Below are 8,878 nucleotides of genomic sequence, written 5' to 3'. Positions count from 1 at the left end.
CCAAACTGCCCGGTTCGACTGCCGCACCGTAGTGCGCTGTTACTACCCGGCGTTTGCTGCGTTGCTGCGTCAGCAGCAGAGAAACGAGATTATGAAGGCTCTTTTTCGTTTCGTCAACATCTTTTTTTCGCTACCGCTTAAAAAGCTGTTGAACCTGCGAACCCGCTTGTTTCGTCGCGGGCTTCGCTGCGGCGTGTTGCTTGTTGCGTGCAGCGAAGGGGGCGAATCTTAGCGCCCCCTTCGCCCAGGCGCAAGGGGGTGACGGAAAATAATTCCGCCACCGGGCCACATCAGGCTGCCAAGCCGCTTGCCACCTGCTCCTACTTGTTCTTGAACGCAGGTTTGCGCTTCTCCACGAACGCCGCCATCCCCTCCTTCTGATCTTCCGTCGCGAACAGCGAATGGAACAGCCGGCGCTCGAAGTGCACGCCTTCGGCCAGCGTCGACTCGTAAGCGCGGTTCACCGCCTCCTTGGCCATCATCACCGCAGGTAGCGAGTATTCGCAGATCGTGGTCGCAGCCCCAATCGCCTCGTTCAACAGATCGGCCGCCGGAATCACACGCGACACCAATCCCGCACGCTCCGCTTCCGCCGCATCCATCATGCGCGCCGTCAGACACAGGTCCATCGCTTTCGCCTTCGATACCGCGCGCGGCAGACGCTGCGTGCCGCCCGCGCCCGGAATCACGCCGAGCTTGATCTCCGGCTGACCGAACTTCGCCGTATCGGCAGCGAAGATCATGTCGCACATCATCGCCAGCTCACAGCCGCCGCCCAGTGCGAAGCCCGCAACCGCAGCAATGATCGGCTTGCGGATCGAGCGGATCGTCTCCCAGTTGCGCGTGATGTAGTCGCCCTTATAGACGTCCATGAAGCTGTAGGTCGCCATCATGCCGATGTCCGCGCCCGCGGCGAACGCCTTCTCGCTCCCCGTGATGACGATCGCGCCGATGTTCTCGTCCACGTCGAACGCTTTGAGCGCCGCGCCCAGTTCGTCCATCAAGGCGTCGTTGAGCGCGTTCAGCGCTTTCGGCCGGTTCAACGTGATGAGACCGACTTTGCCGCGCGTCTCGACCAGGATGTTTTCGTACCCCATACCGCCTCCTTCCGTCATAGAAAAGTCCTCAAAAATTTCTTTTACGCCGAAGTTTGACTAATGCTAACATTTGCCAACCAACCGGTCGGTCAATTAATTGGCGCGGGCCTTATCCAACCCCTCAATTCAAGTCGAGCCATGACACATCCGTTTTTCGACAAGCACGAAGGCCTGCTGCAGAAGGCGTTGGCCGCCATCGAGACGCGCGGCTACTGGAGCCCGTTCGCCGAAATGCCGAGCCCCAAAGTGTACGGGGAAACCGCCAGCGCAGATGGCGAAGCCGCGTTCAAGGCGCACCTGAATCAGACGTTCGAACTCGACCAGCCCGCCAGCGCCGAAACCGTCGGACACGAGGCGTCGCCGTTCGGTTTCGCACTCGGCGCGCGCTATCCGAAGTCGACGCCCGACCAGTTGATCGACGCCGCACAACACGCCCAGCGCGACTGGCGCGCAGCCGGGCCGAAAGCGTGGGTGGGCGTGAGCCTCGAAATTCTCGAACGCCTGAACCGCGCGAGCTTCGAGATTGCCTACAGTGTGATGCACACCACCGGCCAGGCGTTCATGATGGCGTTCCAGGCGGGCGGCCCGCACGCGCAGGACCGCGCACTCGAAGCGGTGACTTACGCGTGGGACCAGCTGCGCCGCATTCCCGCCGACGCGCACTGGGAAAAGCCGCAGGGCAAGAACCCGCCGCTCGCGATGCAAAAGCGCTTCACGGTCGTGCCGCGCGGCACGGGCCTCGTGCTCGGCTGCTGCACCTTCCCGACCTGGAACGGCTATCCGGGCCTGTTCGCCGATCTGGCGACGGGCAACACGGTGATCGTCAAGCCGCATCCGGGCGCGATCCTGCCGCTCGCGATCACGGTGCGCATTGCGCGCGAGGTCCTGCGCGAAGCCGGTTTCGATCCGAACGTCGTCACGCTGCTCGCCACCGATCCCAACGACGGCGCGCTCGTCCAGCAACTCGCCCTGCGCCCCGAAATCAAGCTGATCGACTTCACCGGCAGCACGCAGAACGGCGACTGGCTCGAACAGCACGCGCATCAGGCGCAGGTCTACACCGAGAAAGCCGGCGTGAACCAGATCGTGATCGACTCGGTGAGCGATCTGAAGTCCGCCGCGCGCAACATCGCCTTCTCGCTCTCGCTCTACTCGGGCCAGATGTGCACGGCCCCGCAAAACATCTACGTGCCGCGCGACGGCATCGAGACCGCCGAAGGCCACATGAGCTTCGATCAGGTCGCGCAGGCGATCGCGGGCGCGGTCACGAAATTCGTGGCCGATCCGGCGCGTGCCGTCGAAGTGCTCGGCGCGATCCAGAACGACGGCGTGACCGCTCGCGTCGACGAAGCCCGCAAGCTGGGCACCGTGCTCGCCGACAGCCAGACGCTCGATCACCCGCAGTTCCCCGGCGCACGCGTGCGCACGCCGCTCGTGCTCGCACTCGATGCGGGCCGCGACGCCGCCACGATCACGCGCGAATGGTTCGGCCCGATCTCGTTCGTGATTGCGACCGACTCCACCGCCCAGTCGCTCGACCTCGCCGGCGCAACCGCGCGCGATCACGGCGCGCTGACGCTCTCCGTCTACAGCACGAGCGACGCGGTGATCGAAGCCGCCCACGACGCGGCGATCACCGGTGGCGTGGCGCTGTCGATCAATCTGACCGGCGGCGTGTTCGTCAATCAGTCGGCGGCGTTCTCGGACTTCCACGGCACCGGGGCGAACCCTGCCGCGAACGCCGCGCTGGCCGACGCCGCGTTCGTGGCGAACCGCTTCCGCGTGGTTCAGAGCCGCGTTCATGTTGAACCGAAAGCGGCGCCCGTTGCAGTCGGCTGAACGGCCTAGGCCATCTGGCCGAATAGCGCACAACTGTCCGACCCTCTAGCATGCAAGGCATGGGCGCATTCCGCGCCCGTGCCGCCGGAACCTGAGATGACCGAAGCCTATATCTGCGACGCGATTCGCACCCCGTTTGGCCGCTACGGCGGCGCCCTGAAGGACGTGCGCGCCGACGACCTCGCCGCCGTGCCCATCCGCGCGCTCGTCGAGCGCAATCCCGGCGTGGACTGGCGCGCGCTCGACGACATCCTGTACGGCTGCGCCAACCAGGCCGGCGAAGACAACCGCAACGTCGCACGCATGGCCGCGCTGCTCGCGGGTCTGCCGACCGAAGCACCCGGCGGCACGCTCAACCGCCTGTGCGGCTCGGGACTCGACGCCGTCGGCAGCGCCGCGCGCGCGATCAAGGCCGGTGAAGCGCGCCTCATGATCGCGGGCGGCGTGGAAAGCATGACGCGCGCGCCCTTCGTCATGGGCAAGGCCGCGTCCGCGTTCGCGCGCGAAGCGAACATCTACGACACCACCATCGGCTGGCGTTTCGTCAACAAGCTGATGAAGCAGCAATATGGTGTCGATTCGATGCCCGAGACGGCGGAGAACGTCGCCGAGGAATTCAGCATCAGCCGCGCCGATCAGGATGCTTTCGCGCTACGCAGCCAGCAAAAGGCCGCGCGCGCGCAGAAGGACGGCACGCTCGCACAGGAAATCGTCGCGGTCGAAATTGCGCAGAAGAAAGGCGATCCGGTGCGCGTGGCGCTCGACGAGCATCCGCGCGAGACCTCGCTCGAATCGCTCGGCAAGCTCAAGGGCGTGGTGAAGCCCGACGGCACGGTCACCGCGGGCAACGCTTCGGGCGTCAACGACGGCGCCTGCGCGCTGCTGCTGGCCAACGAGGAAGCGGCCAAGCAGTATGGTCTGCGCCGCCGCGCGCGCGTGCTCGGCATGGCAACGGCCGGCGTCGCGCCGCGCATCATGGGCATCGGCCCCGCGCCCGCCACGCAGAAACTGCTCACGCAGCTCGGCATGACGCTCGATCAGTTCGATGTGATCGAGCTCAACGAAGCATTCGCGTCGCAAGGCCTCGCCGTGCTGCGCGCACTCGGCATCGCCGACAACGATCCGCGCGTGAACCCCAACGGCGGCGCGATCGCACTCGGCCATCCGCTCGGCGCGTCGGGCGCGCGGCTCGTGACCACGGCGCTGCATCAACTCGAACGTACGCAGGGCCGCTACGCGCTGTGCACAATGTGTATCGGCGTCGGCCAGGGCATCGCGCTGGCCATCGAGCGAGTCTGACAGCGCCCGTCATCGCCACAGCAACAGCACAGCACTAGCGGCACAGTAACCCGCCGGGCGGCACAGCGCGGCGGGGCCCAGAAGTCCCGAAAAGCAGGCATGGAGGAGACAACCGATGCCCTTTGAAGCGATCCGCGTCGAGATCGACGCAACCACGCGCGTGGCCACCGTCACGCTGAACCGCCCGGACAAGCTCAACAGCTTCACGCGCGCCATGCACCGCGAGCTTGCGGCGGCACTCGACGAAGTCGAAAGCGCCGGCGCGCGCGCACTCGTGCTCACCGGCGCGGGCCGCGGTTTCTGCGCGGGCCAGGATCTCGCCGACCTCGACTTCACGCCCGGCGCGATGACCGACCTCGGCGCGCTCATTGACGAGTACTTCAATCCCCTGATCAAACGTCTCCAGGCGCTGCCGATGCCCGTGATCGCCGCCGTCAACGGCACCGCGGCGGGCGCGGGCGCGAATCTCGCGCTCGCGTGCGACCTCGTACTGGCCGCGCGCTCCGCGAGCTTCATCCAGGCCTTCGTGAAGATCGGCCTCGTGCCCGATTCGGGCGGCACGTGGTTCCTGCCGCAGCGCGTGGGCATGGCACGCGCACTCGGCCTCGCCATGACCGGCGACAAATTGAGCGCTGAAAAGGCCGAAAGCTGGGGCCTCGTCTGGCAAATCACCGACGACGCCGAGCTCGCCGCCACCGCTGCCGCGCTCGCCACGCAACTCGCAAAGCAGCCCACGCGCGCCATCGTCGCCACGCGCAAGGCACTGCGCGCGTCGGTCACCAACGCGCTCGATCAGCAGCTCGATCTCGAACGCGATCTGCAACGCGAACTGGGCGCGTCCCACGACTACGCGGAAGGCGTGCAGGCCTTCATCGAGAAACGCGCGCCGCGCTTCGAGGGCCGTTGATATGACCGCACCGATCTCCACGCACACGCCCGGTGACATGACGCCCGACGAACTCGCCCGCGCCACCGCGCAGACCATGTACGAGGCCGACGGTTGCAGCCGCGCGCTCGGCATGGAATTGCTCGAGGTGCGCGCCGGCTACGCGCGTCTGCGCATGTCCGTGCGGCCCGAATTCCTCAACGGCCACCAGATCTGTCACGGCGGCCTGATCTTCACGCTGGCCGATTCGACCTTCGCGTTCGCCTGCAACTCGTACAACATCAACACGGTCGCCTCCGGCTGCTCGATCGAATTCCTGCGCCCCGTGCAGCCCGACGACCAGCTCACCGCCGAAGCCGTCGAACAGGTGATGTCCGGCCGCAACGGCATCTACGACATCCGCGTGACGAATCGCGCCGGCGAAACCGTCGCCATGTTCAGAGGCAAATCCGCGCAGATTCGCGGCAACGTGATTCCTGTCGAGGCGTAACGCGCCTCGCCAACCGGCTCGCCCCGCATTCATATCTAAAGCAACTGGAGACATCGATGACTAACCCGCTGCCGCTCGAGCCTATCGAAACGGCCAGCCGCGACGAACTCGCGGCGCTTCAGCTCGAACGGCTGAAATGGTCGCTGAACCACGCGTATGAGAACTCGCCGGTCTATCGCCGCAAGTTCGACGAAGCGGGTGTTCACCCATCCGAGCTGAAGTCGCTCGCCGATCTCGCGCGCTTCCCGTTCACGACCAAGAAGGATCTGCGCGACAGCTACCCGTTCGGGATGTTCGCGGTGCCGCAGGAGCAGATCTCGCGCATTCACGCCTCGTCGGGTACGACCGGCAAGCCCACCGTGGTCGGCTACACCGCAAAGGACATCGACACCTGGGCGAATCTGGTCGCGCGTTCGGTGCGCGCGGCGGGCGCCCGGCGCGGCGACAAGGTGCACGTGAGTTACGGCTACGGCCTGTTCACGGGCGGTCTCGGCGCGCATTATGGCGCGGAGCGCGCGGGCCTCACGGTCATTCCGTTCGGCGGCGGCCAGACCGAAAAGCAGGTGCAACTGATTCAGGACTTCCGGCCCGACATCATCATGGTCACGCCGAGCTACATGCTCGCGATCGCCGACGAAATGGAGCGCCAGGGCATGGACCCGGCCAGCTCGTCGCTGCGCATCGGCATCTTCGGCGCGGAGCCGTGGACCAACGACATGCGCGCGGCCATCGAAAAGCGCATGGGCATCAAGGCCGTGGACATCTACGGTCTGTCCGAAGTGATGGGGCCGGGCGTCGCCTCCGAGTGCGCCGAAACGCAAGATGGCCCGACCATCTGGGAAGATCATTTCTACCCGGAGATCATCGATCCGGAAACCGGCGAAGTGCTGCCCGACGGCGAATTCGGCGAACTCGTCTTCACCTCGCTCACGAAGGAAGCGCTGCCCATCGTGCGTTATCGCACGCGCGACCTCACGCGCCTGCTGCCCGGCACGGCGCGCACGATGCGCCGCATGGAGAAGATCACCGGCCGCTCCGACGACATGCTGATCATCCGCGGCGTGAATGTGTTCCCCACGCAGATCGAGGAACTGCTGCTCAAGCAGCCCGCGCTCGCACCGCACTATCAGATCATCCTCACGAAGGACGGTCCGATGGATGTCATGACGCTGAACTGCGAGCCGTGTCCCGAAACCGCGCCCGACTACGGCGCGCTCGATGCCGCCGCCAAGGCGCTCGCGTACGACATCAAATCGCTGATCGGCGTGACGGCGAAGATCAACGTGCTCGACGTGAACGGCATCGAGCGTTCGGTCGGCAAAGCGAAGCGCGTGATCGACAAGCGGCCCAAGTGAGCGCGATGAGAACGGTTGAGCGCACCTGAGCGAAGCGCTCAGCCAATAAAAAAGCCGGCTGATTCAGCCGGCTTTTTTCACGCAATCAAGCTCCGCAACGCTTACGAGTTCGGGAACAGCAGCCACATGCGGCCGCCCTGCTTCATCTTGCCCGCGAGATCGCCGGCATCGTCGCCGAGACCCCAGAAATAGTCGGCGCGCACGCCGCCCTTGATCGCCGAACCGGTGTCCTGCGCGAACACGAGCCGGTTGAGCGGCGTGTTCGTGAGCGGACGCGTCGTCGTCAGGAACACCGGCGTGCCGAGCGGGATCGACGACGGATCGACCGCGATCGAGCGCTCCGGCGTCAGCGGCACGCCGAGCGCACCGATCGGACCGTCGGCACCGCCTTGCAGCGCGCTTTCCCCCGACGGCATCTCGCGGAAAAACACGAAACGCGGATTGGTGTCGAGCAGCGCATCGACGCGCGTCGGGTTCGCACGCGCCCATGCCTTGATGCCCTGCATCGTGGCCTGCGCGGGCGTGAGTTCGCCGCGATCGAGCAGCCAACGGCCGATCGACTTGTACGGTTGATTGTTGGTGCCGCCGAAGCCCACGCGCATCACGCTGCCGTCTTCCATGACGACGCGGCCCGAGCCCTGCACCTGCAGGAAGAACGCCTCGATCGGATCGTCGACCCAGACGAGTTCGTTGCCGTTCAGCACACCCGCGCGTTCGAGCTGCGCGCGCGGCGGCAGCGCGGCGCCCGCGCGATAGCCGGACGGCCAGCGGTACAACGCAGTCTGATAGATGCCGTGACGCGTGCGCGAGCCGTGCAGCAGCGGCTCGTAGTAGCCGGTGACGAGGCCGTCGAGCGTGCCATCGTTATTGGCGAACTGGTAAGGCGTGAAGTACGACTCGAAGAACGCGCGTGCGCCCGATGCGTCGAGGTCGTCGAGTTGTGAAGCCGCCGCGCAGGCGCGCTGCCAGCGCGGTTCGCGGGCAAGGCGCGTGCAGTTCGCGCGCAGTGCGGCCGCCGCGCCGATCAGCGAATCGTCCTGCCAGCCGGGCACCTGCTGCCACGCAACCGGAGTCAGCCGCTGCGCCGCGATCTGCGAAGGCAGCGTGGGCGAACCCTTGGGCGGCGTGGTGCGCACGTAGCTCGGGCCGCCGCATGCGGCCAGCAGCACCGCCAGCGACGCGGCGCCGACCAGGCCGCCGATACGCCCGACACCGCGTCGCGCACCGTCGCGCAGCGCCGTTAATCCCGGCATCAGCGCGGAAAAGCGCGCGGAAACACGCATACAATGTTTGCTCTCGATGGATGCCGCCATGTCTGATCTGCTCGACGAATACCCGATGCTCATGTTTGGTCTGGAAGCGCTGCTCGCGCTGTTCCTGCTGATTTTCATCGTCGTGTGGACCGCGTCGGGCAGGAAAAAGCACAAGCGCGCCCCGCACGTGCCTCACGACGAACGTCAGGACTAGCAGACCGCGAAATCGGGGAACGGTTCAACGGAAGTCAGTGCAGCGTGCGCGGCATGCGCAGCACGAACTCGGCGACCGGCGCTTCGAAGCGCTCGGCGTCTTCCGCCACGCAGAAGTACGCGCCGCGCATGGTGCCGACGGGCGTGGCGATCATCGCCCAGCTCGTATATTCGAATTGCTCGCCCGGCTTGAGCAGCGGCTGATGGCCGACCACGCCGAGGCCCTTCACTTCCTGGACCTTCTCGTCGCTGTCAGTGATGATCCAGTGGCGCGCGATCAGCTGCGCGCTCACCTGGCCGGTGTTGCGGATGGTCAGCGTGTACGCAAACGCATATTGCCGGCGCTCGGGATCCGACTCTTCGGGCAGGTAGCGCACCTGCGACGTCACGCTGAATTCGTACTGACTCATCCTCTTTCCAATCGCTGTTCAGGCCCGCTGTTGTCG

General features: G+C 65.9%; 9 protein-coding genes. 6 read left to right on the top strand and 3 right to left on the bottom strand.

Going from position 1 to position 8,878, the window contains the following annotated elements; translation table 11 throughout:
• Nucleotides 1–232, top strand: a 232-nt coding sequence (locus tag G3N97_RS20035) for a hypothetical protein (RefSeq protein ID WP_205994771.1), incomplete at its 5' end; no start/stop codon positions are given.
• 88 nt (nucleotides 233–320) lie between these two features.
• On the opposite strand, the gene G3N97_RS20030 is transcribed toward G3N97_RS20035, so the two are convergent.
• Nucleotides 321–1,097 carry an enoyl-CoA hydratase gene (locus G3N97_RS20030; RefSeq protein WP_205994770.1) on the bottom strand — a complete coding sequence of 259 codons (777 nt, stop codon included), beginning with the start codon at nucleotides 1,095–1,097 and terminating at the stop codon, nucleotides 321–323.
• Between the two features lie 138 nt (nucleotides 1,098–1,235).
• Here G3N97_RS20030 and paaN point away from each other — a divergent pair, with 138 nt between their 5' ends.
• The 5 genes from paaN (at nucleotide 1,236) to paaK (ending at nucleotide 6,966) form a co-directional block, all read left to right on the top strand.
• Nucleotides 1,236–2,936 (top strand): phenylacetic acid degradation protein PaaN, encoded by a 1,701-nt coding sequence (gene paaN / locus G3N97_RS20025; protein WP_205994769.1) that lies wholly within the window; start codon nucleotides 1,236–1,238, stop codon nucleotides 2,934–2,936.
• Nucleotides 2,937–3,032: 96 nt separating this feature from the next.
• Nucleotides 3,033–4,235: a 3-oxoadipyl-CoA thiolase gene (pcaF, locus tag G3N97_RS20020; protein WP_205994768.1), complete on the top strand. Its 1,203-nt coding sequence runs from the start codon at nucleotides 3,033–3,035 to the stop codon at nucleotides 4,233–4,235.
• A 115-nt stretch (nucleotides 4,236–4,350) separates the two neighbouring features.
• Nucleotides 4,351–5,142: a 2-(1,2-epoxy-1,2-dihydrophenyl)acetyl-CoA isomerase PaaG gene (gene paaG / locus G3N97_RS20015; RefSeq protein WP_205994767.1), complete on the top strand. Its 792-nt coding sequence runs from the start codon at nucleotides 4,351–4,353 to the stop codon at nucleotides 5,140–5,142.
• 1 nt (nucleotide 5,143) lies between these two features.
• On the top strand, nucleotides 5,144–5,611 hold the full coding sequence (gene paaI, locus G3N97_RS20010) for a hydroxyphenylacetyl-CoA thioesterase PaaI (RefSeq protein ID WP_241030691.1): 468 nt from the start codon (nucleotides 5,144–5,146) through the stop codon (nucleotides 5,609–5,611).
• A gap of 56 nt (nucleotides 5,612–5,667) precedes the next feature.
• The gene (gene paaK, locus G3N97_RS20005; protein ID WP_205994766.1) at nucleotides 5,668–6,966 is read left to right on the top strand and encodes a phenylacetate--CoA ligase PaaK; all 1,299 of its coding nucleotides are present in this window, start codon (nucleotides 5,668–5,670) and stop codon (nucleotides 6,964–6,966) included.
• 101 nt (nucleotides 6,967–7,067) lie between these two features.
• Here paaK and G3N97_RS20000 read toward each other — a convergent pair whose 3' ends face one another.
• Together G3N97_RS20000 and apaG are read right to left on the bottom strand one after the other, a co-directional pair.
• Complete coding sequence (locus G3N97_RS20000) at nucleotides 7,068–8,357, bottom strand: MltA domain-containing protein (RefSeq protein WP_205994765.1); 1,290 nt, start codon at nucleotides 8,355–8,357, stop codon at nucleotides 7,068–7,070.
• A gap of 110 nt (nucleotides 8,358–8,467) precedes the next feature.
• Entirely contained in the window at nucleotides 8,468–8,842 is a 375-nt protein-coding gene (gene apaG / locus G3N97_RS19995) for a Co2+/Mg2+ efflux protein ApaG (protein WP_065062601.1), read from the bottom strand.
• Nucleotides 8,843–8,878 lie beyond the last annotated feature (36 nt).

Origin of the sequence: Paraburkholderia sp. Ac-20347 (genome assembly GCF_017104805.1) — a bacterium.
Taxonomy (GTDB): Bacteria; Pseudomonadota; Gammaproteobacteria; order Burkholderiales; family Burkholderiaceae; genus Paraburkholderia; species Paraburkholderia tropica.
This window is presented reverse-complemented; position numbering and strand designations above follow the sequence as displayed.

What these genes read in the sequence shown, in the direction of transcription:
- G3N97_RS20030 (WP_205994770.1), bottom strand. Translation starts at nt 1,097, where the DNA reads ATGGGGTACGAAAACATCCTGGTCGAGACGCGCGGCAAAGTCGGTCTC.
- paaN (WP_205994769.1), top strand. Translation starts at nt 1,236, where the DNA reads ATGACACATCCGTTTTTCGACAAGCACGAAGGCCTGCTGCAGAAGGCG.
- pcaF (WP_205994768.1), top strand. Translation starts at nt 3,033, where the DNA reads ATGACCGAAGCCTATATCTGCGACGCGATTCGCACCCCGTTTGGCCGC.
- paaG (WP_205994767.1), top strand. Translation starts at nt 4,351, where the DNA reads ATGCCCTTTGAAGCGATCCGCGTCGAGATCGACGCAACCACGCGCGTG.
- paaI (WP_241030691.1), top strand. Translation starts at nt 5,144, where the DNA reads ATGACCGCACCGATCTCCACGCACACGCCCGGTGACATGACGCCCGAC.
- paaK (WP_205994766.1), top strand. Translation starts at nt 5,668, where the DNA reads ATGACTAACCCGCTGCCGCTCGAGCCTATCGAAACGGCCAGCCGCGAC.
- G3N97_RS20000 (WP_205994765.1), bottom strand. Translation starts at nt 8,357, where the DNA reads ATGAAAATCAGCAGGAACAGCGCGAGCAGCGCTTCCAGACCAAACATG.
- apaG (WP_065062601.1), bottom strand. Translation starts at nt 8,842, where the DNA reads ATGAGTCAGTACGAATTCAGCGTGACGTCGCAGGTGCGCTACCTGCCC.